Here is a 300-nt window from a genome sequence, read left to right on the forward strand (position 1 = left end):
TCCGCTGTGCAGACTGCGGACGATGCCCTTGAAGATATTGTCGTAGTCGGTCTTATCGCACATAAATCTACTGGAACGGCTGTAAAGGATTCGCTGCACGTTCTCCCAACGGTCTTGTGGGATGATTGCTTCATGTGTATTCGGAACGATAGCGCGTTCTTCAAGCGGAATATAACGCAGCTTTTTGGATTTCATGGACACGGTGGGCTTGGCTTCGTAGATGATGTGTCCGGCGTAGACTGGGCTGTGCAGAACCTGACTGATATAGGCACTGTCCCAATCATACATCTTTTCATCATC

General features: G+C 49.0%; 1 protein-coding gene. It reads right to left on the reverse strand.

The genetic code is table 11. From position 1 onward, the window contains the following. On the reverse strand, window positions 1-288 hold a 288-nt coding region (locus P0G09_RS18865), incomplete at its 3' end, for a recombinase family protein (RefSeq protein WP_275253438.1). Between the last annotated feature and the right edge of the window lie 12 nt (window positions 289-300).

Source organism: Faecalibacterium sp. DFI.5.82 (assembly GCF_029076575.1).
In the GTDB taxonomy this organism is placed as follows: Bacteria; Bacillota; Clostridia; order Oscillospirales; family Ruminococcaceae; genus Faecalibacterium; species Faecalibacterium duncaniae.